The sequence below is a fragment of the Magnetospirillum moscoviense genome (assembly GCF_001650635.1).
In the GTDB taxonomy this organism is placed as follows: Bacteria; Pseudomonadota; Alphaproteobacteria; order Rhodospirillales; family Magnetospirillaceae; genus Magnetospirillum; species Magnetospirillum moscoviense.
Genome location: NZ_LWQU01000131.1, coordinates 1 through 23,031 on the forward strand (window position 1 = coordinate 1; position 23,031 = coordinate 23,031).

Annotated in this window: 21 protein-coding genes, 1 tRNA gene and 1 pseudogene; 11 read left to right on the forward strand and 12 right to left on the reverse strand. The window is 67.0% G+C overall.

Annotated elements, in window-relative coordinates:
* Positions 1-157: pseudogene (locus A6A05_RS21800) on the forward strand (IS4 family transposase); the annotation flags it as partial.
* A gap of 97 nt (positions 158-254) precedes the next feature.
* Here A6A05_RS21800 and A6A05_RS20135 read toward each other — a convergent pair.
* The 5 genes from A6A05_RS20135 to A6A05_RS08920 form a co-directional block, all read right to left on the reverse strand.
* Positions 255-2,300 carry an aminotransferase class III-fold pyridoxal phosphate-dependent enzyme gene (locus A6A05_RS20135; protein WP_082910828.1) on the reverse strand — a complete coding sequence of 682 codons (2,046 nt, stop codon included), beginning with the start codon at positions 2,298-2,300 and terminating at the stop codon, positions 255-257.
* Positions 2,297-3,253, reverse strand: coding sequence for a Gfo/Idh/MocA family protein (locus A6A05_RS08905; RefSeq protein ID WP_068499539.1), 957 nt, complete (start codon positions 3,251-3,253; stop codon positions 2,297-2,299). The genes A6A05_RS20135 and A6A05_RS08905 overlap by 4 nt, the downstream gene beginning before the upstream one ends.
* Positions 3,250-4,461 (reverse strand): UDP-4-amino-4,6-dideoxy-N-acetyl-beta-L-altrosamine transaminase, encoded by a 1,212-nt coding sequence (gene pseC / locus A6A05_RS08910; RefSeq protein WP_068499544.1) that lies wholly within the window; start codon positions 4,459-4,461, stop codon positions 3,250-3,252. The genes A6A05_RS08905 and pseC overlap by 4 nt, the downstream gene beginning before the upstream one ends.
* Positions 4,458-5,489 (reverse strand): UDP-N-acetylglucosamine 4,6-dehydratase (inverting), encoded by a 1,032-nt coding sequence (pseB, locus tag A6A05_RS08915; RefSeq protein ID WP_245644244.1) that lies wholly within the window; start codon positions 5,487-5,489, stop codon positions 4,458-4,460. The genes pseC and pseB overlap by 4 nt, the downstream gene beginning before the upstream one ends.
* Before the next feature lie 344 nt (positions 5,490-5,833).
* A complete protein-coding gene (locus tag A6A05_RS08920; protein WP_156520977.1) occupies positions 5,834-6,832 on the reverse strand; it encodes a hypothetical protein in 999 nt (332 codons plus the stop codon).
* A gap of 254 nt (positions 6,833-7,086) precedes the next feature.
* On the opposite strand from A6A05_RS08920, the gene A6A05_RS08925 reads away from it, so the two are divergent.
* Positions 7,087-7,776 (forward strand): hypothetical protein, encoded by a 690-nt coding sequence (locus tag A6A05_RS08925; protein ID WP_156520978.1) that lies wholly within the window; start codon positions 7,087-7,089, stop codon positions 7,774-7,776.
* Here the strand turns inward: A6A05_RS08925 and pseI are convergent, their stop codons facing one another.
* Positions 7,777-8,850: a pseudaminic acid synthase gene (gene pseI / locus A6A05_RS08930; protein WP_068499550.1), complete on the reverse strand. Its 1,074-nt coding sequence runs from the start codon at positions 8,848-8,850 to the stop codon at positions 7,777-7,779.
* A 45-nt stretch (positions 8,851-8,895) separates the two neighbouring features.
* Entirely contained in the window at positions 8,896-9,546 is a 651-nt protein-coding gene (locus A6A05_RS08935; RefSeq protein ID WP_068499552.1) for an HAD family hydrolase, read from the reverse strand.
* A 102-nt stretch (positions 9,547-9,648) separates the two neighbouring features.
* On the opposite strand from A6A05_RS08935, the gene A6A05_RS08940 reads away from it, so the two are divergent.
* From A6A05_RS08940 to A6A05_RS08965, 6 genes are all read left to right on the forward strand, one after another.
* Positions 9,649-9,918, forward strand: a complete 270-nt coding sequence (locus A6A05_RS08940) for a hypothetical protein (protein ID WP_068499554.1) — start codon at positions 9,649-9,651, stop codon at positions 9,916-9,918.
* Positions 9,919-9,991: 73 nt separating this feature from the next.
* Entirely contained in the window at positions 9,992-10,768 is a 777-nt protein-coding gene (locus A6A05_RS08945; protein ID WP_068499556.1) for a DUF2189 domain-containing protein, read from the forward strand.
* A 68-nt stretch (positions 10,769-10,836) separates the two neighbouring features.
* Positions 10,837-11,619 (forward strand): enoyl-CoA hydratase-related protein, encoded by a 783-nt coding sequence (locus A6A05_RS08950; protein WP_068499558.1) that lies wholly within the window; start codon positions 10,837-10,839, stop codon positions 11,617-11,619.
* Between the two features lie 109 nt (positions 11,620-11,728).
* Positions 11,729-12,844, forward strand: a complete 1,116-nt coding sequence (locus A6A05_RS08955; RefSeq protein WP_245644245.1) for a CaiB/BaiF CoA transferase family protein — start codon at positions 11,729-11,731, stop codon at positions 12,842-12,844.
* Complete coding sequence (cobD, locus tag A6A05_RS08960) at positions 12,835-13,800, forward strand: threonine-phosphate decarboxylase CobD (RefSeq protein ID WP_068499559.1); 966 nt, start codon at positions 12,835-12,837, stop codon at positions 13,798-13,800. Before A6A05_RS08955 ends, cobD begins: the two co-directional genes overlap by 10 nt.
* On the forward strand, positions 13,797-14,495 hold the full coding sequence (locus A6A05_RS08965; protein WP_068499561.1) for an HAD family hydrolase: 699 nt from the start codon (positions 13,797-13,799) through the stop codon (positions 14,493-14,495). Before cobD ends, A6A05_RS08965 begins: the two co-directional genes overlap by 4 nt.
* Positions 14,496-14,514: 19 nt before the next feature.
* On the opposite strand, the gene A6A05_RS08970 is transcribed toward A6A05_RS08965, so the two are convergent.
* Positions 14,515-14,591 (reverse strand) — tRNA-His (locus tag A6A05_RS08970).
* Between the two features lie 142 nt (positions 14,592-14,733).
* Between A6A05_RS08970 and A6A05_RS08975 the strand changes: the two genes are divergently transcribed.
* Both A6A05_RS08975 and A6A05_RS08980 read left to right on the forward strand, forming a co-directional pair.
* Positions 14,734-15,867, forward strand: a complete 1,134-nt coding sequence (locus tag A6A05_RS08975; protein ID WP_068499622.1) for a flagellar motor protein MotA — start codon at positions 14,734-14,736, stop codon at positions 15,865-15,867.
* Positions 15,867-16,928: a peptidoglycan -binding protein gene (locus tag A6A05_RS08980; protein WP_068499562.1), complete on the forward strand. Its 1,062-nt coding sequence runs from the start codon at positions 15,867-15,869 to the stop codon at positions 16,926-16,928. Before A6A05_RS08975 ends, A6A05_RS08980 begins: the two co-directional genes overlap by 1 nt.
* On the opposite strand, the gene asnB is transcribed toward A6A05_RS08980, so the two are convergent.
* From asnB to A6A05_RS08995, 3 genes are read right to left on the reverse strand one after another with little or no spacing between them, the layout of a single operon-like run.
* Positions 16,919-18,676 carry an asparagine synthase (glutamine-hydrolyzing) gene (gene asnB / locus A6A05_RS08985; RefSeq protein ID WP_068499564.1) on the reverse strand — a complete coding sequence of 586 codons (1,758 nt, stop codon included), beginning with the start codon at positions 18,674-18,676 and terminating at the stop codon, positions 16,919-16,921. The two genes, A6A05_RS08980 and asnB, sit on opposite strands and share 10 nt — an antisense overlap.
* Entirely contained in the window at positions 18,676-19,701 is a 1,026-nt protein-coding gene (locus A6A05_RS08990; RefSeq protein WP_068499565.1) for a glycosyltransferase, read from the reverse strand. Before A6A05_RS08990 ends, asnB begins: the two co-directional genes overlap by 1 nt.
* Complete coding sequence (locus A6A05_RS08995) at positions 19,698-20,723, reverse strand: glycosyltransferase (RefSeq protein WP_068499567.1); 1,026 nt, start codon at positions 20,721-20,723, stop codon at positions 19,698-19,700. Before A6A05_RS08995 ends, A6A05_RS08990 begins: the two co-directional genes overlap by 4 nt.
* Positions 20,724-20,822: 99 nt before the next feature.
* On the opposite strand from A6A05_RS08995, the gene ygfZ reads away from it, so the two are divergent.
* Positions 20,823-21,692 carry a CAF17-like 4Fe-4S cluster assembly/insertion protein YgfZ gene (ygfZ, locus tag A6A05_RS09000; protein ID WP_068499569.1) on the forward strand — a complete coding sequence of 290 codons (870 nt, stop codon included), beginning with the start codon at positions 20,823-20,825 and terminating at the stop codon, positions 21,690-21,692.
* A gap of 1 nt (position 21,693) precedes the next feature.
* On the opposite strand, the gene A6A05_RS09005 is transcribed toward ygfZ, so the two are convergent.
* Complete coding sequence (locus tag A6A05_RS09005) at positions 21,694-22,974, reverse strand: diguanylate cyclase domain-containing protein (protein ID WP_068499572.1); 1,281 nt, start codon at positions 22,972-22,974, stop codon at positions 21,694-21,696.
* Between the last annotated feature and the right edge of the window lie 57 nt (positions 22,975-23,031).

The window sequence follows — 23,031 nt, forward strand, 5'->3', positions numbered from 1 at the left end:
GCTGCGCCTGGCCCAGACGGCCCAGAAATTGGTCCAAAGCCCGCTTGCCTTTGCCCGTCTGGTCCGCGCCAACCTCATGCACCTGCGCCGCATCGACCGCCTAATCGGAGACGACCGCAGCCCCAGGGGCGCTCCCAATCAGATGGTGTTGCTATGAGCCCGAAAATTAAACCGGACAGCAGTGGGTCAAGCCCGGCCATGACGGGTGGAGGAACTGTGCTTCAGCCAAAGCCAGGCAGACTCAAGCCCCGCTGTCACCGCACCTTGAAGATCGGCTCGACTGCCTTGCAGGGCAGGCGCTCTTCCAGTTTGCCGGTGGCCAATTCCTCGGCGACGCGGCCAAACGCCGTGTCATAGGCGCGCAACACCACGCCCAGATCGTCCTCGGTGTGGGCATAGCACAGATTGTGGCTGGCCAGCAGCAGCACGCCGTTCTGCATCACATGGTACGAGAACAAGGTCTTCATCGCCTCGACCCGGGCCTGGGGATGCGGCTTGAAGGCGAAGATCTTCCACGGCGCCTTGCCGACCATCGACACCACGTCCGACAGGCCGTGCTTGGCGGCCAAAGCCTCGGTCTCGGTGGCCAGCACCTCGCCCATCTGCCACAGGCGCTCGATCACCGGCTGGGATTTCATCTTGTCGATCACCGCGATCGAGGCGGCCAGCGACAGGGTCTCGCCGCCGAAGGTGCCCGAGAAGAAGATGTTCTCCATCTCGTGCAGAATGTCGGCGCGGCCGACCACCGCCGAGATGGGCATGCCGTTGCCCATGGCCTTGCCGAACGAGGCAAGGTCGGGGGTGACGCCGAACAAGGCCTGGGCGCCGCCCAGGGCATAGCGGAAACCGGTGATTACCTCGTCGAACACCAACAGCGCGCCATGGGCGTGGACGATGTCCTTGACCTGCTCCAGATAACCGGCAGGCGGCTCGACGGCGTTCATCGGCTCCATGATCAGGGCGGCGATCTCGCCGGGATGGGCCTTGAACAACGCCAGTAGGGCGTCCAGGTCGCCATAGGGCGCCATGTGGGTCAATTCGCGGACGGCACCGGGCACGCCCTTGTGGCGGACGGTGGCGCCGATATACCAATCCTGCCAGCCGTGGTAGCCGCAGGCGATCACCCGGTCGCGGCCGGTGAAGGCGCGGGCCAGGCGGATGGCAGCGCTGGTGGCGTCGGTGCCGTTCTTGCCGAACCGCACCGCTTCGGCGCAGGGGATGATCTCGACCAGGCGCTCGGCCAGTTCGGTTTCCAGTTCGGTGGCCAGGCTGAGCGAGATACCGTTGTTCAATTGGCTGCGGATGGCCTGATCGACGTCGGGATCCTGATAGCCCAGCACCACCGGCAACAGCCCGGACACCAGATCGACATAGCAATTGCCGTCGACGTCCCACACCCGGCCGCCCTGGCCGTGGGTCAGGAACATCGGGGCGCCGGCCGGATATTGGATGTGGCTTTTGGAAAAGGTCTGGCTGCCCAGCGGGATGACCTTTTCCGCCCGCTTCAGCAATTCGCCCGAGACCTTGGCGCCGCGCCAGGCCGGCGCCTTCTCGGCCCGCAGCGTCTTGGCGAAGCCGGCATTGCGGACGATCTTGCGGTTGATATCGCGTAAGTCCGGGTTGGCTTCCAGTACCGCCCACACCTCCATCCACGAAGGCGGGGCGGCCTTGGCCGGAAGGCGGGCCAGGACGGCGGCAAGGAACTCGAAATCCTTATCCTCGTCCAGGGTCCAGCGCTCGGCCTGCAGGCCGGGCAGCGGCGCGATGACGCATTCCTGGCGGAAGCGGTGGCGGTTATCGCGTAAGTAAGGCGTGACGTGTTCGCGCTCCATCGGCCGATTGGCCTCGGCGGCGGCGGATTCCAGCGCGGCGCGGGTGAACACCTCGCAATCCAGGCCGTCGGGCCAGGTGGCCGGGGCGATGTTGCTGGCGTAATCGAGCTTGCGGGCGGCGCGCAACGCCACCACCGAGCCCGCCACCCACGGGTCGAGCAGCGGGCAATCGCCGGTCAGGCGGATGATGATGTCGGCCTGCTCGGCGCGGGCGGCCAACAGGAAGCGGTCCAGCACGTCCTCTTCCGATCCGCGATGGCAGGGCACGGTGTTGGCGGCGCACCAGGCGGCCAGCGCATCGTCGGCCGGCTGGTCGGTGGTGGCGACCACCGCCTTGTCGATGCCGGGGATGGCCTGGGCGGCGGCGACCACACGGGCGATGACCGGCTTGCCGGCCAGGTCCATCAGGGCCTTGCCGGGCAGGCGGGTCGAGGATTGGCGGGCCTGAATGATGGCGATGGTCTTCATGACGGCAATCCTGCGATGCGGCGGGCGGTGATCAATCGGTCAAGGACGTCCAGCGCTTCGCGGCCGGGGCACGAAGGCTGGGCCTCGCCCCGGCAGCAGGCCAGGAACGATGTCATCTCGTCCAGGTAATCGTCGGCATAGGCGCCGGGGAATTGGTGCTCGGCCAAGGGGACGCCGTCGCCCCGGACGATGCTCAGCTTGCGGGCATCAAGGTCCAGATGCATCGCCGCCTCGGTGCCATAGACCAGGGTGTGGCGGCGCCGCGGCCGGCTGACGAAATCGACATGGACCAGCGATTGCGCGCCGCCGGGATGGACCAGCACCATGTCGGCCAGGTCCTCGGATTCCAGGCCCAGGGTGCCGGTATGGGCGGCGACACAGGCCTTGACCTCGGGCACCCCCAGCAGGAAGGCGGCCAGATCGAATTCGTGGACGATGTCGAAGATGACGCCACCGGTCTTTGGGTCGTTGGCATAGCCCTGGCGGAAATCGGTGCCGGGCCGCCAGTGGGGCAGGTAGTCGGCCAGTTCCAGCCTGGCCCACAGCGGCCGGCCCAGATGGCCCTCGCGGATGGCGCGCTGCGCCTGCAGCACCGCCGGGTGGTGGCGCAAATTGAAGCCGACGGCGACCACCTTGCCGGATTCGTCGGCCTGGTCCAGCAGGGCGGCCAGGCCTTCGGTGGTGTGGGCCAGCGGCTTTTCGACGAACAGATGGCAACCGGCATCCAGGCCGGCCCGCATGTCGTCGAAATGCCGCCCCGACGGCGAGGCGATCACGGCGGCGGTGGCGGCGGCCAGCGCCTCGTCGCGATGAACCGCCGGCAGGCCGCCTTCGGCCGCCAGCATCGAACGGCGTTCCTCGGACGGGTCGTAGCCGATCACCCGGACGCCCAGCGACAGCAGGTTGCGGGCATGGCGCAGGCCGATCGAGCCCAGGCCCAGGACGGCGATCACGACGCACCCCCCAGGATGCGCGCCAGCGACGACGCCACCCGGGCGACATCGTCGTCGGTCATGCCGACGAACAGGGGCAGGGTCAGGCAGGCGGAATAATAGGCATCGGCCCCGGGCAGGGACAGCAGGCCGGTGCGCTGGCGGTAATAGGGCTGGCGGTGGACCGGCAGATAATGGACCTGGGTGCCGATGCCGTCGGCGGCCAGGGCGCGCATCACCTGGGCGCGGCTGGTGCCGGCGGCGGCGAAATCGATATGGACCACCTGGATGTGCCAGGACGGAAGAGACCACGGCACCTGCGGCACGGACCGTACCAGTGGGGTCAGCCCGGCCAAGTGCTGTTGGTACAGCCCGCGCAGGCGGGAGCGTTCGGCCACGAAGCGGTCCAGCTTGGCCAACTGGCTGCGGCCCAGGGCGCAATTGATGTCGCTGGCCCGGTAATTGAAGCCGGGCGCGGCCATTTCGTAATACCAGGGATTGGCCTGGCCGTCGGAATCGAACGCCTGGTCGGGACACAGGAAGGCGCCGGCATCCTTGCTCATGCCGTGGCTGCGCAAGAGCATAAGCCGGGCCGCCAACTGATCGTCCCGGGTGGTGACGGCGCCGCCTTCGCCCATCGCCGCGGTCTTGACCGGGTGGAACGAAAACACCGCCATGGTCGATTGCCGGCAACTGCCGACCGCATCCCAATTGCCGCCCCGGCGCTGACGGGCGCCCAGGGCGTGGCAGCCATCTTCGATCACCGCCAGATTGTGACGCGCGACCAGGGGCGCCAGCGCCTCCAGATCGACACACTGGCCGTTCAGATGCACCGGCAGCACGGCGCGAGGCGTAAGCGAGCCGACCCGCGCCAAGGCCTGTTCCAGATGCTCGGGCCCCATCAATCCGGTGACCGGATCGACATCGGCGAACACCACTTCGGCTCCGACATAGCGGGCGCAATTGGCGGTGGCCAGGAAGGTCAGGGACGGCACGATGGCCGCGTCGCCCGGTCCCAGCCCCATGGCCAGCGCGGCCAGATGCAGGGCGGCGGTGCCGTTGGCGCAGGCCACCGCGTGGGGGGCATCGCAGCGGGCCGCCAGGTCGGCCTCGAAGGCGGCGACCTCGGGGCCGGTGGTCAGGAAATCGCCCTTCAGCACCCTGGCGACGGCGGCCAGATCGTCATCCTCGATCAGCTGCCGCCCATAGGGCAGGAATGGCGGGCTCATACCATCATGCGGCTGATCATTCCCAGCAGCTCGCCCTCACTCAGCCACCAATCGTTGGAATCGCTGGCATAGCGGAAGCCTTCAGCGACCGGCTTGCCGCCGGCGGCCGGGGCGTCAGTCTCGACGAACCGCATGATCGGCTGGATCACGAAATGGTCGTCATATTCGAAGGCGGTGCGGGATTCTTCCTCGGCGATCATCACTTCGTGCAGCTTCTCGCCCGGGCGGATGCCGATCACCCGGTGCGGAAGGTTCGGACCCAGGCACTTGGCCAGGTCGGTGATGCGCATCGACGGGATCTTGGGGATGAAGATTTCGCCGCCGGTCATCAGATCATAGGACGACAGCACGAAATCGACGCCCTGCTGCAGGGTGATCCAGAAGCGGGTCATGCGATCGTCGGTGATCGGCAGATGGTCGGTGCCCTGCTTGATCAGGCTTTGATAAAGCGGCACCACCGACCCGCGCGAGCCGACCACGTTGCCGTAGCGCACCACCGAGAAGCGGGTGCGCGAGGTGCCGCGCAGATTGTTGGCGGCGACGAAGACCTTTTCGGCGGCCAGCTTGCTGGCGCCGTACAGGTTGACCGGGTTGACCGCCTTGTCGGTGGACAGCGCGATCACCGCCTCGAGGTCGTTGTTCAGCGCCGCCCACACCAGATTCTCGGCGCCCCAGACGTTGGTGTGCAGGCATTCGGTGGGGTTGTACTCGGCCACCGGCACATGCTTCAGCGCCGCCGCGTGGATGACGATATCGACGCCCCGAAGCGCCATCATCAGGCGTTCGCGGTCGCGAACGTCGCCGATGAAATAGCGGATGGCGGGATAGCGGCTTTCCGGGAATTCGCGCGCCATCTCGTATTGCTTCAACTCGTCGCGCGAGAAGATGATCAGGCGGCGGACGTCGTAGCGTTCAAGGACGGTGCGGGCGAATTGGTGGCCGAACGAGCCGGTGCCGCCGGTCACCAGGATGGACTTGCCCTTAAGCTTGTCGCCGAGGTCACGGCGGAAGGTATTGAGAATCGGCACCGGTCATCCCCTGTTGTTCGTGAAAAAGTCCCTCGGCTTCGCCTCGGTGTACTTTTCCCCGATTTTGTTGGGTAAACCCGTGCTCAAGCAAGCTCTCCGCGCGGGTTTTGGTCTTTTCCCGCCTTTAGGCGGCCGTCAAACATGAAAAATAGGCGTAGGACCGCCCCAAGCCTATTTTTCTCCTTTTGAATCAACGTAAAAAAGTACACTGAGCGAAGCGAAGGACTTTTTCACGAGTGACTCCCACTACGGGTCATGGAAAACGGGCGGTGGTGCGACCTGCGCATCCTCCCGCCCGCGAATCCTGGCTGTCAAAGCATTAAGATTTCCCTGCACTCAGGCGGTCAATAGCCATGGGCCTGGAACATGATGTCGGTCATCGACAGCTTCTTGACGCCCCAATCGTTCATCGTCAATTGCTGGATCAACGCGGTGGCGTTGCCTTGGGTCAGGGCCAACGAATTGTTGAGGAAGCCGAAGCGTGCCTTGGCGGCCTTGATTTCCGCCTGTTTGGCATCGAGATTTTCCTCGGCGACGGCGGCGAACTGTTTGTTCAGCTCGTCGACCTCGGCCTTCATGGTGGTGCGGGCGGCGGACAGGCCGGCTTCGTCGTTCAGGAACGTGCGCTCGGCGCTGGAAATCCGCAGATGGGCGGCCGAGATATCCGTGGCGGCCCGGTCCTTGTCGGCCTGGGTGGCGAAATTGTTGTAAAGCCAGGCGTTCAGCACGGTTCCGCCGCCGCGGGTCAGCGTGCCGGTATAATCGACGCCGGCTGCGCCATCGTCGTAATGGAAGGTGATGGCCCCGGTCCCGCTGTCGAGCGAGGTCACCGACAATTTCGAGAATTCCAGCTTGGTCCCGTCATCGCCTTCCATCGCATAGGACTTGATGCTGGGATTGAGCCGTCTGCCGTCGGACAGCTCGATCGAGTAATCGTTGCCGATGAACTTGCGATCGACCGAGATCACCGTGCCGTGGCCGCCATCGACCTGATCGACCCGATCGGACCATTGGCCCAATCCGTTGGTCGGATTGGCGATCAGGCTGTCGGGCTGGTGATAGCGGACGCCGGCATATTGATTGAGGGTGCTGAAATTGTGGTCGAAGGCCTCGAAGCCCCCGGCGTCGGCATTGGTCCGCATGTAGATCAATTCGTCGCGGATGTCGTCGATCTTCTTCAGCGCCGTCTGGGCGCGCGACAGATAGTCGGAAACGTTGATCGCCTTTTCGCTCAACTTCTCGACTTGTTGCTCGATGTTGCTTTCCTTCGAGCCGTCGTACTTCTCGTTGATGCGCCGTATTTCCTCTTCCATGCGCAGCGCCGAGCCGAGCTTGATATTCAAGCGCGCGCGATCCGCCATGCTCTGGTAGAGAGAGAATTGAATTGAGTTCCCAGCCATTCTGCACCTCCTCGTCCCGCTGCGGGTGACGAGATCGACAATTCTGTCGAAGATTGCTCCTATCCAAAGCCTAGCACGGGGGCGGGGGGATCGCCAGGGGAATCTTCGGGGCGACCTTGTGTCTAGGTCCCTGATTGTGTTAATATTTTTTTCATCAGGGCCGGTAGAATTCCGGCCTCCCCATGGCTGAAACGCTCATGATCAGCGGGATCGGATACGGACAGGGACTCGTCAGTCGCCCGGTCGGCGTGTTGGACGCCGCATCGGCCACTGGGCTGCGCCGTTTCAATCAGGGCGTCAGCGGCCTGTCCGGCAGCTCGGCCCAGGCCCCCGTCGGGCTCAATCTGGGCGAGGGGCGGCTGGCCTTGTCGGCCGCCGTCAGTGGCGCCGACACCGTCATCAACGAACTGGCCAGCCTGAAGGAAACCGTCGAGAAGGCCCGAGGCCTGTCGGTACCCAGCTATCGCGGTGATACCAATGTTTTCGCCCTGCAGGCCGAGGCCGACCAGTCGGCCTCCAATATCGATCAGGCAGTGGATTTGTCGTCGGCGGGCGGCACCAACCTGATCGGCACCCCCACCACCAATGTCCGCATCAGCTCGCCCAACGGCACCATCGCGGTGACGGTGCAGCCGCTGACCGCCAGGGAACTTGGGGTATCGCAACTGGATCTGACCACCGAGTCCGGAATCGAGGCGGCCTTGTCGACGGTCCGGGCGGCGCTGACGACGGCGACATCGCGGCGCGAGCTGCTGGCGGCGGTGTCCGACGAACTGGGCAACAGGCAGCGCTTCACCGCCCGGTTGGCCGGCTCGCTCAACGAATTGTCCAGGTCCGCCACCGGCAGCTATCTGAAGACCGGGGCCTCGCTGGATATCCGCGCCTGATCAGCTTTTCTTCGGGCTGACCATGTCCCAATCCATCGGCTCGCCGCGCTTGATGGCGCGCTGGGCGGTGCGGCCCAGGATGTCGGGCAGGTATTTGGGCTTGAGGCCGAAGCCCGGCCGGATCGAGCGGACCTTGGCCTCGGTCAGCACCTCGCCGGCGGCGATGTCGGCGACGGCGTAAAGCGAGCGGCGGAACTGGCGCAGGCCGGCTTCCGACGCCTCGACGTCATAGGTGACGCGGCCCAAGGCTTCCCAGGCGGCCCGCGTGCCGCGCACCAGTTCGGCCAGTTCCGCCGGTTCCAGCGAGAAGGCGGCGTCGGGGCCGCCATCGGCGCGGGCCAGGGTGACGTGCTTTTCGATCACGGTGGCCCCCAGCGCCACGGCGGCCAACGACACGGCGACGCCCATGGTGTGGTCGGACAGGCCGGCCTGGACCCCGAAGGCGGCGGCCAGGTGGGGCAGGGTGCGCAGGTTGGCGTCGGCCGGTGGCGTCGGGTATCCCGACACGCAATGCAGCAAGATCAGGTCGTAGCAGCCGTTGTTGCGGGCGGTGGCGACCGCTTCCTCGATCTCGCCCAGGCTGGCCATGCCGGTGGACATGATCATCGGCTTGCCGGTGGCGGCCATGCGGGCGATCAGCGGCAGATCGACCAGCTCGAACGACGCCACCTTGTAGGCCGGGGTGTTCAGGCTTTCCAGCAGGTCGATGGCGGTGGGGTCAAAGGGGGTGGAAAAGACGGTGATGCCCAACTCGGCCCCCTTGGCGAACAGGGCCGGGTGCCAGTCCCACGGGGTCTGGGCTTCCTGGTAAAGATCGTGCAGCGAGCGCCCGTCCCACAGGCCGCCCTGGATGACGAAGCTGGGATCGTCATGGGCGATGGTGATGGTGTCGGCGGTGTAGGTCTGCAGCTTGACCGCGTCGGCGCCCGCCGCCTTGGCCTCCTCCATCATTTTGAAGGCGCGGTTGATGTCGCCCATGTGGTTGGCCGACAGTTCGGCGATGACATAGGGCGGATGGGTCTGGCCGATCAGGCGGCCGGCGATGGCGATGGCCTCGGGAACATGGGGCAGCATGCGGCTCCTTTCAGGCGGGCGGGCGTTCGGCGTGGATGATTATCGTCATGGTGACGACCGGCTGACCAGCAATTCCCGCACCTCGGCCAGCGAGGCCAGGCGCCGTGCTCCGTCGGGCAGCGGCTGGTGGCCCCCGACCAGGCAGGTGGGGATGCCGGCGGCCAGGGCGGCCATGGCGCCGGCGGGCGAATCCTCGACCGCCAGCGAATCCCCGGCGGCCGCGCCGGTCAGGGCCAGGCCGGCCAGATAGGGGTCGGGATGGGGCTTGCCGCGGGTGACGTCGTCGCCGCCCACCACCAGTGGCACCAGCGGCGCCAGGCCCGAGCGGGCCAGCCATTCCCGGGCCATGGCGCGCCCGGCCGAGGTGACCAGGCAGCAGCGCCACTGACGGGCATGGGCCTCGTCCAGCAATTCGCGGGCGCCGGCCATGGCCCGCACGTTGGGATATTCCTCGTCCAGGATGTCCAGCCAGCGGCGATGAATGGCGGCAGCCTCGAGCCCCAGCCCGTGGCGGGCCACCAGGATCTTGGCGCATTGCCACAGGGGCGGACCGTTCAGGCTGTCGAAGGCCTGGTCGGTGTCGGGCAGGCCCAGTTCGGCCATCAGGCGGGCGAATACCTGGCGCATGATGCCCAGACTGTCGGCCAGGGTGCCGTCCATGTCGAGAAGCAGGGCGCGGGGCGGGGTGTGATTCATCCGGCGATTGAACCAGCCGGGGCATTCGGGCGCAAGCGCTTCCCGCGCGTGACTTTCTCCGGCGCTGTCGGTTATAAGGCGGCACCCGCCAAGGAGGTTTAGATGGAAAACCGCGAGATGTTCGACGAGATCAACGCCCTGATCGGCGCCATCGCCAAGGCGTTCGAGACCAGCGAGATCGACGTGGTCACCGCCATCGAGCAGGGCCGGCTGGGCATGGAGATGCTGGCCGACGACCAGGGCCGCAACTACATCGCCGCCACCTTGGACGAGCGGGTCGCCCGCATCTACCAAGGCGCCATCTTCCGCCCCGACGACCAGCCCGAGGCCGAGGACGAGGATTGCGGCGGCGGTTGCACCTGCGGAAAGTAGGGCACCCCTTTAATCCCGGCTGTGCGCTTCCCAACTCCTCTGCAAAGGGGAAATCCCGCAGGGAGGACGTGCCATGATCAGCGCCAGCGATACCCATTCGACCGACGGGATTCATCTGAAGGCGGTAACCCTTGACCATCCATGGCGGTGGCTGTCCGCCGGCTGGCTGGACATGTGCACCGTGCCGGGGGTCAGCTATCTTTACGGCGGCGTCTTCACCGCCATCGGCTTCCTGCTGCTGTTCTTCCTGGACCAGGTCGAGATGGCCTATCTGATCCTGCCGCTGGCCTTCGGCTTCGCCCTGGTCGGCCCGGTGGCGGCCGTCGGCCTGTACGAGGTCAGCCGCCGCCTGACGGTGGGGCAGAATGTCAGTCTGGGCGACGCCATCGGCGCCTTGCGGCGCAACGGCAGTCAGATCGCCCTGGTCGGCATGTTCCTGCTGATCGCCTTCCTGGCCTGGGTGCGGTTGGCGATGCTGGAATTCATGCTGTTCTTCGGCTCGGCGCCGCCCTCGCTGGACCATCTGGTTGATGCCATCATGCTGTCGCCGCAAAGCGTGCCGTTCCTGGTGGTCGGCACCGTGACCGGCGGCGCGCTGGCTTTGGCGGTGTTCGCCATGACCGCCATCGCCATCCCCATGCTGATCGACCGCCCCGAATGCGACGCCATGACCGCCATGCTGACCAGCCTGGACACGGTGCGGCACAATTTCCGGCCGATGATGCTGTGGGCCGGGCTGATCGCCTTCTTCACTCTGTTCGGCCTGTCCTTGTTCTTCGTAGGCCTGGTGGTGACCCTGCCGCTGATCGGTCACGCCAGTTGGCATGCCTATCGCGATCTGGTGGAGTAATACCCGGACCCACATGACAATTCCCCCGGAACACGGCATCCTGCCGGAAACCGCAACGGGGAAACGTCATGGAAAACGGATTGCTTGTGAAGGTCGAGGGCGCGGTCGCCACCCTAAGGCTGACCCGCCCGCAGGTTCATAACGCCCTGGACGATTCCCTGATCGCCAACTTGACCCAGGCCTTCCAGAAGCTGGGCGTCGCCGATTCGGTGCGCGTCATCGTCCTGGAAGCCGAGGGCAAAAGCTTCTGCGCCGGCCTGGATGTCAGCTGGGTCAAGCGCGGCGCCGACCAATCCCGCGAAGACGGCCAACGCGATGCCATGCAATTGGCGGTGATGGTCGATGCCATCGATCGCTGTCCCAAGCCGGTGATCGCCCTGGTCCAAGGTGCCGCCCTGGGCGGCGGCGTCGGTCTGGTGGCCGCCGCCGACATCGCCGTCGCCGCCGAGGAAGCCAGCTTCGCCCTGACCGAGGTCCGCCTGGGCCTGGAAGCCACCATCATCGGGCCGCAGGTGATCGCCGCCATGGGGGGCAGGGCCAGCCGCCGCTATTGGCTGACCGGCGAGCGTTTCGACGCGCGCGAGGCCTTCCATACCGGGCTGGTCCATGCCGTGGTCGGGGCCGACAAGTTGGCCGAGGCGCGTGACCGCATCGTCGAATCCTGCCTGAAGGGGGCGCCGGCGGCCATTGCCGGCTCGAAGGAAGCCATCCGCCTGTTGTCGGAAGCCGAGACCGGCCCCGATCTGATGCGGCTGATCGCGCACCGTTTCGCCGATTGCCGCCAGGGCGACGAGGCGAGGGAAGGCGTGGCGTCGTTCCTGGAAAAGCGCAAACCGTCCTGGTCGGTCTAGAGCCCCTTGCGCCACATTTGACGCACGGGGCTCCAGCCGCCATTGAGGCGGCGGCCAAGCTCGCGGAGGCGAGCGCCCGGCGAGGGGCAAACATAATCCAAGGGGAAACATGATGCTTGCCGAATGCCTGCAAGGAATTCGCGTCCTTGACCTGACCCAATACATCCCCGGCCCGTTCGCCACCCAATGGCTGACCGATCTGGGCGCCGAGGTGGTCAAGGTCGAGCCGCCCATCGGCGACCCGATGCGCACCATGGGGCCGGTCGATCCCGACGGCACCACGCCCTTCTACAAGCTGGCCAACCGCAACAAGACCATCGTCCGGCTGGACCTGAAAAGCGAGCGCGGCAAGGCCGCCCTGGCCGGCCTGCTGGCCAAGGCCGATGTGCTGGTCGAGGCCTATCGCCCCGGCGTGCTGACCCGGCTGGGTTTTGACCCTGAGCGTCTGGCCGAACTGAATGCCCGCCTGATCCATTGTTCGCTGTCGGGCTACGGCCAGACCGGGCCGCTGGCTCCGGTGGCCGGCCATGATTTGACCTATGTGGCGCTGACCGGCGGCTTGTGGGCCAGCGGCACCTCTGATCGCCCGGTGATGACCTTCCCGCCGTTGGCCGACCATGCCGGCGCCATGCTGGCGGTGATCGGCATCCTGTCGGCCCTGGTCCGCCGGGGCGTGTCCGGCAAGGGGGCGCGGCTGGACTTGTCTTTGTCGGAAGCGGCGTTGTCGTGGATGGGCGGCGTGCTGACGGCGGCCAAGCGGTTCGGCACGGTCGGGCGCGAGGACGACATCATCAATGGCGGGGCTGGTTTCTATCGCATCTACAAGACCGCCGATTCCCGCTTCGTCGCCCTGGCGGCCATCGAGGAAAAGTTCTGGGAACGCTTCTGCATCGCGGTCGAGCGGCCGCACTGGATCACCCGCCAGTCCGAGCCGATGCCGCAAAACGAGCTGATCTCGGACCTCGACACGCTGTTTCGCGGCAAGGATCGCGATGCCTGGGTGGCATTGCTGGCGCCGGTCGATTGCTGTTTCGAGCCGGTGCTGGAACCCTCTGAGGTCGCCCATCATCCGCAATGGAAGGATCGCGGCATCGTCCAGGACGGCATCGACCGCGACAATCTGGCCGAGGTGCTGCTGCCGGTGTTCCTGGACGGCGCCCGCGCCTATCACCGCCGTCCCTTCAAGGAAGAACCCGTCGAGGCGGTGCTGGACCTATGGCGTTAGAGCTTCCCGTCCATGGCGGCGACCTGGCGGCGGCCGAGGCCCGCTGGGGCAAGCCCGCCGCCGGCTGGCTGGACCTGTCGACCGGCATCAATCCGTGGTCCTATCCGGTCGGCCACCTGCCGGGGGCCTGCTGGACCCGCCTGCCGGGACAGCCAGAGGAACAGGCGGCCCGGGCCGCCGCCCGCCATGCCTTCGGCTGTCCTTCGGCCGAATTGGTGATGGCCGGCGGCAGTTCGGCGCTGATCCTGGCCCTGGCCTTCTCGCAAGCCCCGTCGGCGGTCACGGTGGTCGGCCCGACCTATGGCGAGCACGCTCGCGCCTGGTCGCTGGCCGGCCATAAAGTCACCGAGATCGATTCCTTGCCGGATGCCGGCGAGGTGGTGGTCGTGGTCAATCCCAACAATCCCGACGGCCGCCATATCTTGCCGGCCCATCTGCTGGCCCTGGCCGAACGCTGCCGCTTGCTGGTGGTGGACGAGGCCTTCGGCGAGGTCACCCCCGAGCTGTCGGTGGCGGCCAGCGCCTCGGACAGCCTGGTGGTGTTGCGCTCGTTCGGCAAGTTCTACGGCCTGGCCGGTCTCAGGCTGGGGTTCGCCCTGACCGGGTCTGCCCTGGGCCGCGCGCTGACCGCCCGGCTGGGGCCGTGGCCGGTGTCGGGCATGGCGCTGGCGGTGGCGGCCAAGGCGCTGGCCGACGATGGCTGGGCCCAGGCAACGCGGGCGCATCTGGCAAGCCAGGCCGACCGCCTGGACGAGGTGCTGATCGGGGCCGGCCTGAATGTGGTCGGCGGCACCAGCCTGTTCCGGCTGGCGGCGCACCCGCAGGCGGCAATGATCTATGACCGGCTGGGCCGGGCCGGCATCCTGGTCCGCGCCTTCTTGGGCCGGCCCAATCTGTTGCGGGTCGGCCTGCCCGCCAACCAGGCCGAGTTGGAGCGGCTGGGGGCGGCGCTGTGAGCGCACTGACCCTGGCCGCCTTCGACGGCGATGACACGCTGTGGCACAACGAGCCCTTGTTCTGGGCGACCCAGCAGCGCTTCGCCGAATTGCTGGCGCCGTTCTGCCCGGCCGACCACCTGGCCGAGAAGCTGCTGGCCACCGAGATCGCCAATCTGGCCCTGTTCGGCTATGGCATCAAAGGCTTCGTGCTGTCGATGATCGAGACGGCGTTGGAGGTGTCGGGCAACCAGGTGCCCAACGCGGTGATCCAGGAATTGCTGGATCGCGGCAAGGACATGCTGGCCCATCCGGCCCATCTGCTGGACGGCGCCCGGACCGGGCTGGACGCGGCGCGCGCCCTGGGGTTGAAGACGGTGCTGATCACCAAGGGCGACCTGTTCGACCAGGAAGGCAAGCTGGCCCGCTCTGGCTTGGCCGAATTGTTCGACGCGGTGGAAATCGTCTCGGAAAAGGACGAGGCGACCTACCGGACGCTGTTCGCCCGCCATGGCGACGGGCCGCAAAGCGCGGTGATGATCGGCAATTCGGTCCGGTCCGATATCTTGCCGGTGCTGGCGATCGGCGGGGCGGCGATCCATGTCCCCTATGCCATGACCTGGGCCCACGAACGGGCCGAGCCGCCGACGGATCACCCCCGTTACCGCCGGCTGGACAGCCTGCACGAGCTGGGCGCCCTGTTGGGCGTTCTATAAATCATCGACAAGGGGGGAATGGGGCGAGTGATCGGGTTCGAACCGACGACATCCAAGACCACAACCTGGCGCTCTAACCAACTGAGCTACACCCGCCACCGGGAAGGCCGCATGTGTACCCAACGGAACGGGGGGTCGTCAAGGGGGAGTTTGTCCGAAGGTTGATTGCCGGCCGGCGGCCCCAATTTGGCCACAATCCGGGCCGACGGTGAACGGCCCGGATCAGGAGGCCCCGACGATGACCCGTCCAAAATCCTATCTTGCGCGCATGATGATCTTTCTGGCCCTGGTGGCGGGCGTTGCCGCCATGCTGTGGCCGGGCATCGTGATCGCTTTTTCCTACAATCCGGCGCTTAACGGCTTGATCTTCGGCGTCTTGCTGATCGGAATCGGCCTGAACTTGCGCCAGGTCGCCATGCTGGGGCCGGAAGCAGCCTGGGTCGAGGGGTGGCAGCGCGGCCAGCCGGCCGCATCGGGGCGATTGCGGCTGCTGGCGCCAATGGCCTCGATGCTGGGCGAGCGCCACGAGCGGATCAGCCTGTCGGCGATGGCCTTGCGCTCGCTGTTGGATTCCATCGCCGCCCGCCTGGACGAAAGCCGCGAACTGGCCCGCTACATGGTCGGGCTGCTGATCTTTCTGGGATTGCTGGGCACCTTCTGGGGACTGTCGCAGACCATCGGCTCGGTCGGCGAGGTGATCCGGGCGATGGACGTGTCGGGCCAGGACCCGGCCGCGATGTTCGAGTCCTTGAAGACCAGGCTGGAACTGCCGCTGGCCGGCATGGGAACGGCTTTCTCGACCTCGATGATCGGCCTGGCCGGTTCGCTGGTGCTGGGTTTCCTGGATCTGCAGGCCGGCCGCGCCCAGAACACCTTCTACAACGAGCTCGAGGAATGGCTGTCGGCCCAGACCCGGCTGGGGGCGGCCCCCTCGCTCGAAGGGGCCAGCGCGCCAGCCTATCTGCAGGCCTTGCTGGAACAGACCGCCGACAGCCTGGACAGCCTGCAGCGGCTGATCGTCCGGTCCGAGGAAAACCGCCAATCCTCGGCGGTCGGTCTGACCGCCCTGGTCGATAAGCTGTCGGTGCTGGCCGACCATATGCGGGTCGAGCAATCGCTGATGCTGAAGGTCGGCGAGGGTCAGGTCGAGCTGCGCCAGGTGCTGGCCCGCCTTGTCGACCAGCCGGCCGGCAGCGGCATCGACGAGGCCAGCCTGGGCCATCTGCGCAGCATCGACAATCACCTGCAGGTGGTCGCCGCCGAGACCAAGGCGACCCGGACCGAATTGGTGGGCGAACTGCGTCAGGAATTCCGCCTGCTGGCCCGCACCATCGCCGCCGTCGCCCAGGCCGAGCCGGGGATGAAATCGTAATGGCCGCCCGCCGCGTCCGCCGCTCGCCCGACATCTGGCCCGGCTTCGTCGATGCCCTCGCCTCGCTGGTGATGGTGGTGGTGTTCGTGCTGCTGGTGTTCCTGGTCGCCCAGTTCTTCCTGGGCCAGGCGCTTTCCAACCGCAATCAGGTGATCGGCAGCCTGGGCCGCGAACTGGCCGCCCTGGTCGATCAATTGTCGCTGGAAAAGGGGGCATCTGCCCAGTTGCGGGCCGACCTGGCCCGCCTGACCGAGGACCTGAAGTCCACTCAGGCCGAGCGCGACGCCCAGGCCGAGAAGGCCGCCCTTCTGTCCCACGACATCGCCGCCCTGGAAGCCTTGAAGGCGGAACTGGAAGGAAAGATCGGCGCCCTTGACGCCGCCTTGGGCGAAAGCCGGATGCGGGCCGCCGACGAGCGCCGTGTTTCCGAGGAAGCGCGGGCCCAGGCGGCGCTGTTGAACCGCCAGCTTGACGTCTTGCGCCAGGATCTGGCCCGCATCGCCGCCGCCCTTGATGCGTCCGACGCCCGCGATCGCGATCAGAAGGTGCAGATCGCCGATCTCGGCAAGCGGCTGAACGCGGCCCTGGCCGCCAAGGTCGAGGAATTGCAGAAATACCGGTCGGAATTCTTCGGCCGCCTGCGCAAGGTGCTGGGCGACCGTCCCGGCATCCGGGTCGAGGGCGACCGCTTCATCTTCCAGTCCGAGCTGCTGTTCGATACCGGTTCCGACGCGCTGGGCGATCGCGGTCAGGGTGAGGTGCGCAAACTGGCCGCCACCTTGAAGGACATCACCCGCCAGATGCCCAAGGATATCAATTGGGTGCTGCGCATCGACGGCCACACCGACCGCCGCCCGATCACCAGCGACCGTTTTCCGTCCAATTGGGAATTATCGACGGCGCGGGCCATTGGCGTGGTCCGCGCCCTGGTGGCGGAAGGCATCGCCCCCGAGCGCCTGGCCGCCGCCGGCTTCGGCGAGTTCCAGCCCCTCGACAACGGCCCCGGCGAGGTCGCCCTGGCCCGCAACCGCCGCATCGAGTTCCGCCTGGATCAACGCTGAGCCAAACACTCCATCACCCCACCCTGTGGCACCAATCCCCGGATATGGCGGCGGTGCCACAAAGCGTGGAACAGCAAGGTCCAGCGGGCCATGGCGGTCTTGGGCGACGCAGCGGTGAACAGCGATCGCACCGCGTCGGGGGCGGCGATCTCGGCGGTGGCTGGGTCGGAGGCCATCAATTCGGCCAGGTGCGGCTGGGCCGCCATCCATTCGCCCACCGGCACGGTGAAGCCGCGCTTGGGCGAGAAGGGCTTGGCCTCGGGCAGGGCGCGGTCCAGCCAGCGGCGCAGCAGCCATTTGCCCAGGCCCTTCTCGACCTTCCAGCGGTCGGGCAGGGCGAAGGCGAACTCGGCCACCTTGCGGTCCAGGAACGGCACGCGGCCCTCGATGGCGTTGGCCATCAGGCAGCGGTCGGCCTTGATCAGCAAATCGTTGGGCAGCCAGTCGGCGCAATCGATGGCCTGGGCCACCTGCAACCGGCTGCGCCCGCCCGTGTCCATGGTGCGTTCGCAGGCGGCGAAACGATCGCGCCAGCCATCGGCGATGCCGGGCCGCAAGATGCTCAGCCCGTCGAAGGTGCCCTTGCGCCGCATCGGCCGGGTCAAGGGCCACGGCCGCATGGCGCCGCGATAACGGCCATAGCCGCCGAACAATTCGTCGCCGCCCTCGCCGGACAAGATGACCTTGACGTGGCGGCGGGCCTCGGCCGCCAGCTTGAAGGTCGGCAGACAGGCATAATCGGCGGCCGGGTCGTCCATCGCCGCCGCCACCTGCGGCAACAGCGACCAGAAATCGGCCTCGGTGAACTCGACCTCGACATGGGTGGCGCCGACCGCCTTGGCCAGCAGGCGGGCATGCTCGCGCTCGTCGCGGGCGGCGGTGCCGGGAAAGCCGGCGGTGAAGGCCAGGACCGGGCGCGGGTTCAGCCGCGACATCAAGGCCAGCAGCACCGAGGAATCGATGCCGCCCGACAGGAACATGCCATAGGGCACGTCGGACCTTTGGTGCAGTTCGACCGCCTCGACCAGCACCCGGTTCAACTGGTCCAGCAATTGCGCCTCGCCTTCGGGCTTGATCCGGCCGGCGGGCAGGCAGGGGGCGGCGTGGGACGACACCACGCGCCCGGCCTCGATCACCACCCGCTCGCCCGGAGCCAGCCGGCGGATGCCGGGGAAGATGGTGTCGGCGCCGCAGGTGAACTGCAATTGCAGCAATTCGGCCCGGGCCTTCGAATCGACGGCCGGTGCGACCAGCCCGGCGGCGATCAGCGCCTGGGCCTCGGAGGCGAAGGCCACGCCCCACGGGCCCTCGGCCAGGTAAAGCGGCTTGATGCCGAACGGGTCGCGGGCCAGCACCACCCGGCCGGTGGTCGGGTCGTCGATGGCGATGGCGTACATGCCGCGCAACTGGTCGGTGAAGCTTTCGCCGTCCTGTCCGTAAAGGTGCAGCGGCGGCTCGCAGTCCGAGCCGGTGGCGAAGGTCTGGCCCGCCAATCCCTGGCGCAGTTCGATGTAATTATAGACCTCGCCATTGGCGACGATGGCGCGGCCGTGGCCGTCGATGATCGGCTGGCGTCCGCCTTCCAGGTCGATGATCGACAGCCGCGTCTGCACCAGGCCGACATTGCCCAGGATACGCCGTCCCGATCCGTCGGGGCCGCGATGGGCCAGGGCGGCCTGCAGCCGGTCCAGCAGGGCCGGCTCGGGCGCCTGGCCGTTGGCGGTGACGATGCCGGCCAGGCCGCACATCAGCCGGCGACCTGGCGGAAGAAATCGAGATAACGGGCGACCACCACCTCTTCGGTGAAGTGCGCCTGATAGGCGGCGCGGCCGGCGGCACCCAACCGGGCGGCCAGGCCCGGCTCGGCCAGCAGGCGGCGGATCGAGGCGGCCAGGGCGGCGGCATCGTCAACCGGCGACAACAGGCCGGTCTGGCCGTCCTCGATCAATTGGCTGGGGCCTTGCGAGGCAGAGGCGGCCACCGGCTTTCCTTGCGCCCACGCCTCGATGACGACGTTGCCCAAAGGCTCGTGCCGCGACGGGCAGACGAACAGGTCGGCGGCGGCATGCAAGGCGGCGACGTCGTCGCGCCAGCCCAGGAAACGTACGCGCGGCAGGATGCCCAGATGCTGGGCCTGGCGTTCCAGCTCGCCCATCAGCGGGCCGTCGCCGGCGATCCACAGATAGGTGTCGTGGACCTCGACCATCGCCTTCAACAGCACATCGAAGGCCTTGTTGGCGTGCAGGCGGCCCAGGGCGAACACCAGGGGCGCGCCGTCGGGCGTCGAGAAGGCCTTGCGCGGTGCCGGCGGCGCGCTGTCGCAGGCGACGAAGTTGGGGACATAGTGCGCCCGCGATTCCGGCCAGCCCTGATCCACCATCCAATTGCGGATGTCGGGGGTGTTGCCGATCAGGTGGCCGCACTGGCGGTAATATTTCAGGTCGTAATAGCCGCCCAGCCGGCCGACATGGACGAAATCGCCGCGCGGGCAGAAACGGGTGGCGCGATTCATCCAGGTCAGCGCGATGGTCGGTTTGAACTGGCTGACGGCGCGGCGAAAGCCCCAATGGGTGGCCAGATCCAGGCGGCCGCCGAAGCCCAGTTCGGTCACCGTTACGCCGCCGGCCCGCAGCAAGGCGGCGCGGCGGGGATTGGTGCGGATCAGGACGTGCTGGTCGATGCCGGCCCGTTGCAGGGCCAGGGTCAGACGCTCGAAGAAGGCTTCGGCGCCGCCATGCTCGGCGCCGGCCATGGCTTGCAGCAGGCGGGTCATGCCAGGAATGCCTCCAGCCGCTCGGCCGCCGCGTCCCAGGTGCGGCCGCCGTAAAGGGCGCGGGCCTCGGCCGACAGCGAGGCGCGCACCGACGGATTGCCCAGGATGGTGGAGGCCAGATTGGCGAAGGCGTCGGAATCGGGGGCGACATAGGCCGAGCGGCCGTCAGCCACCCGCTCGGGTGCGGCGCCCAGCGGGCGGATCACCGCCGGGCAGCCGGCCGCCTGGCTTTCCATCAAGGTAAAGGCGGTGGAATCGTCGGGATGGCCGGGATACAGGTGCAGCCAGGCCTGCTGGAAGGCCTGGGCCATCAAATGGTCGCCCTGCGGCCGTTCGACCCGGACGTTCTGGGCCGAGGCGGCGAACACCTTGGCGGCCAGGAATTCCAGCGCCGGCTCGATGCCGCCACCTTCGGCGGCTGCCGCCAGCGCCATGGAATGGATGTGCAACTCGGCCGTGGGCACCGCCGGATGGATGCGCTCGACCCACAGATCCACCAGCCAGTCCAAGCCGTGACTGGGATGCGAGGTGACGATGGCACGCGGCACTTCGGCCAACTCGACCTGGGCTTGGTTCAGGAAATCGGACTTCAAGGCCGGCGGCAGCAGGCCGACCGCCAGGCCTCGCGCCTTCCAGTCGATGGCCTGGGATTCGGAACACAGCAGCACCAGCGGCTTGTGGTTGTCCAGCATCGCCCGGGTGTCCTTGCGGTCAAGGAAGCGGCCGGGAATGGTGTGCCACAGCACCCGTTTGCGGGCCTGCCTGACGAATTCCAGCAGGGCCGGCTTCCTGAATGCGATCAGGGCGTCGGTGGTCAGCGGCTTCCTGCCCTCGAAGGTTTCCCATTGGGCGCCTTCGATGAACATGCTCCAGCGGCAGCGATTATAGACCGCGACGGTGTGGCCGCGCCGGGACAGGGCGCCGGGCAGGGCGGCGAACGCCTTTTCGGCCCCGCCCAGCGGGCGGGCCGAGGCGGTGTAGCCATCGAAGGGAATGGAATCGTCGACCAGGGTGATATGCATCGTGCCCTGTTATAAGACGCACGGTCGGGTCTTGCCAAGACGGGCTGGTTGCCCCACCTTTTGCGGGCACCGACAAAACAATCCCCCGAAGGATATCGCATGGCCGCCAGCTTCACCCGTCTGCCCCGTTCCGTCGTGGTCGTCGCAGGCGAGGACCGCCGCACCTTCCTGCAGGGATTGATCTCGAACGACATCAACAAGGTCAGCGCCGCGCAGGCGATCTGGTCGGCCTTCCTGACGCCGCAGGGCAAGTTCCTGTGGGACCTGTTCATCTGCGAGGAAGGCGACCGCTTCCTGATCGATGTGGAAGCAGACCGCGCCGAGGCCTTCAAGAAGAAGCTGTCGATGTACAAATTACGCTCGAAGGTGACGGTCGAGTTGGATGGCGGGCTTTCGGTGTTCGCCGCCTTCGGTGACGGTGCCCTGGCCGCGCTGGGGCTTGCGCCGACCGCCGGTGCCGCCAAGGGGGCGACCTATGTCGATCCCCGTCTGGCCGATGCCGGTGCGCGCATTGTCGCCGCCGACCCGTCCGCCCTGGTGGCCGCCGGCCTGAGCGAAGCGGCCTTCGCCGCCTGGGACCAGGCGCGCATTCGGCTGGGCCTGCCCGACGGCGGCCGCGACATCGAGGTGGAAAAGGGCATCTTGCTGGAAAACGGCTTCTGGGAGCTGAACGGCGTCGATTTCGACAAGGGCTGCTATATGGGCCAGGAACTGACGGCCCGGACCCGCTATCGCGGTCTGGTCAGGAAGCGCCTGCTGCCGGTGTCGTTCGAGGGCGCGGCGCCTGCGCCGGGAACCCCGGTGACGGCCGGCGAGTCCGATGCCGGCGAGATGCGCAGCGCGCAAGGCAATGTCGGGCTGGCCTTGTTGCGGCTGGAAGCGGTGCGGGCCGGTAAGGCGCTGAGCTGCGCCGGCCAGGCCCTGTCCTATTCCGTGCCCGGCTGGGTGGTGCTGCCGGAAGCCGAATAACTTAATCCAGCTCGCTTTCGGCGATTTCCGAGTAGAAGCGGAAATCGTTGCGGCCGGCATGCTTGACCCGGTACATGGCGATGTCGGCGGCCTTGCTGATCTCGTCCATGGTTTCGCCGTCGTCGGGATAGACGGCGCCGCCGATCGAGGCGCCGACCTGGCAGATATTGCCCTTGTAATCGATGGGCTTGGCCAGGGAATCGATGATCTTGCGCGCCACCAGCGCCGCCTCGTTGGGCCGGGCGACGGTTTCCAGCAGCACCACGAACTCGTCGCCGCCGACGCGCGACACCGTGTCCGACGACCGCACGCAGCGATTCAAACGCTCGGCCACCTCGCGCAGCACCTCGTCGCCGGCCTCGTGGCCCAGCGTGTCGTTGATCGGCTTGAACTTGTCGAGATCGACATAAAGCAGCGCCATGCGCGACTTGTTGCGCTGGGCGCGCGCCAAGGCGTGGCGCATGCGGTCGTTCAACAAATTGCGGTTGGGCAGGCCGGTCAGGCTGTCATGGTGGGCCAGCCGGCGGATGCGTTCCTCGTTTTCCTTGCGCTCGGAAATGTCGCGCAGGATGGCGGTGAACAGGCGGTGGCGGCCGTGGCGCAACTCGCTGACCGAGATTTCCATCGGGAAGCTCGTGCCGTCGGCGCGCTGGCCCAGCCCTTCGACCTGACGGCCCATCAGGGTCGGGAACAGGCCGGCCATGTAGGCGTCGAAGAAACGGTGATGGCGCTCGCGGTCGGCCTCGGGCAGCAAGGTGACCAGATCGGCCCCGACCAGCTTGCCGCGCGCATAGCCGAACATCCGGTCGGCGGCCGGGTTGGCCGATTCGATCCGGCCGGAATCGTTGATGGTGACGATGCCTTCCGCCACCGAGGCCAGAACGCCTTGCAGCCGCTCCTCGCGCTCGCGCAGGGCCTCGGCCGATTTGACGAATTTCGAGATGTCGCGCACTTCCAAAAGGAAGATGTCGCTGGTCGGCTGGGCCCTGCGCACCCGCAGCTCGGCCTCGAAGGCGGTGCCGTCCACGCGCAAAAGCTTCAGCGGCAGGAATTCTTCCTCGGCCAGCAGCTCCCATCCCGCTTCCATCAGGAAGCGGTAGTCCGAGACGACGAAATCCTCGAATTGGGTGCCGATCGCCTCGGCCTGGCTGTTCAGCCCCAGCATGCGGGCGCCAGCATGGTTGACGAAATCGATCTTGCCGTTCTTCAACAGGCAGACAAGCGACGACACGAGCTCGAGAAGCTCATGGTCCAGCATAGCCGTCGTCGTCATGGCCGGCATGGAAGCCGTCACCTTGCAATTCTCCCGTATCCTTTGTGTGGATGCTCTGCCCAACGG

Bases quoted from the DNA above. Each gene is read 5' to 3' on its own strand.
- A6A05_RS20135 (WP_082910828.1), bottom strand. From the start codon at position 2,300: ATGAAGACCATCGCCATCATTCAGGCCCGCCAATCCTCGACCCGCCTG.
- pseC (WP_068499544.1), bottom strand. From the start codon at position 4,461: ATGAGCCCGCCATTCCTGCCCTATGGGCGGCAGCTGATCGAGGATGAC.
- A6A05_RS08925 (WP_156520978.1), top strand. From the start codon at position 7,087: ATGATCAGCGGGATCGGATACGGACAGGGACTCGTCAGTCGCCCGGTC.
- pseI (WP_068499550.1), bottom strand. From the start codon at position 8,850: ATGCTGCCCCATGTTCCCGAGGCCATCGCCATCGCCGGCCGCCTGATC.
- A6A05_RS08935 (WP_068499552.1), bottom strand. From the start codon at position 9,546: ATGAATCACACCCCGCCCCGCGCCCTGCTTCTCGACATGGACGGCACC.
- A6A05_RS08940 (WP_068499554.1), top strand. From the start codon at position 9,649: ATGGAAAACCGCGAGATGTTCGACGAGATCAACGCCCTGATCGGCGCC.
- A6A05_RS08945 (WP_068499556.1), top strand. From the start codon at position 9,992: ATGATCAGCGCCAGCGATACCCATTCGACCGACGGGATTCATCTGAAG.
- A6A05_RS08950 (WP_068499558.1), top strand. From the start codon at position 10,837: ATGGAAAACGGATTGCTTGTGAAGGTCGAGGGCGCGGTCGCCACCCTA.
- A6A05_RS08955 (WP_245644245.1), top strand. From the start codon at position 11,729: ATGATGCTTGCCGAATGCCTGCAAGGAATTCGCGTCCTTGACCTGACC.
- cobD (WP_068499559.1), top strand. From the start codon at position 12,835: ATGGCGTTAGAGCTTCCCGTCCATGGCGGCGACCTGGCGGCGGCCGAG.
- A6A05_RS08975 (WP_068499622.1), top strand. From the start codon at position 14,734: ATGACCCGTCCAAAATCCTATCTTGCGCGCATGATGATCTTTCTGGCC.
- A6A05_RS08980 (WP_068499562.1), top strand. From the start codon at position 15,867: ATGGCCGCCCGCCGCGTCCGCCGCTCGCCCGACATCTGGCCCGGCTTC.
- asnB (WP_068499564.1), bottom strand. From the start codon at position 18,676: ATGTGCGGCCTGGCCGGCATCGTCACCGCCAACGGCCAGGCGCCCGAG.
- A6A05_RS08990 (WP_068499565.1), bottom strand. From the start codon at position 19,701: ATGACCCGCCTGCTGCAAGCCATGGCCGGCGCCGAGCATGGCGGCGCC.
- A6A05_RS08995 (WP_068499567.1), bottom strand. From the start codon at position 20,723: ATGCATATCACCCTGGTCGACGATTCCATTCCCTTCGATGGCTACACC.
- ygfZ (WP_068499569.1), top strand. From the start codon at position 20,823: ATGGCCGCCAGCTTCACCCGTCTGCCCCGTTCCGTCGTGGTCGTCGCA.
- A6A05_RS09005 (WP_068499572.1), bottom strand. From the start codon at position 22,974: ATGCCGGCCATGACGACGACGGCTATGCTGGACCATGAGCTTCTCGAG.